This is a genomic window from Lacrimispora sp. 38-1, assembly GCF_049890855.1.
Classification (GTDB): Bacteria; Bacillota; Clostridia; order Lachnospirales; family Lachnospiraceae; genus Lacrimispora.
In genome coordinates this window covers 1-206 of the sequence record NZ_JBANEW010000018.1, presented here as the reverse complement: position 1 = coordinate 206, position 206 = coordinate 1, and the positions used below count along the sequence as shown (strand labels likewise).

Genomic DNA, 206 nt, shown 5'->3' with positions numbered 1-206 from the left:
GTATGGATCCCCCTGTGGAGTGCAGGATCCTCTTGTGAAGTATGGATCTCCCTGTGGAGTGCAGGATCCTCTTGTGAAGTATGGATCTCCATGTGGAGTTCAGGATGTAAATATGAAATATGGATACCCGTGTGGAGTACAGGATGCAAATCTAAAGTATGGGTACCCGTGTGGAGTACAGGATGCAAATCTAAAGTATGGATACC

At 46.1% G+C, this 206-nt stretch carries 1 protein-coding gene; it reads left to right on the top strand.

Going from position 1 to position 206, the window contains the following annotated elements; translation table 11 throughout:
* A partial coding sequence (locus tag V7D18_RS04700) for a hypothetical protein (protein WP_426151942.1) occupies positions 1–206 on the top strand: 206 nt, incomplete at both ends.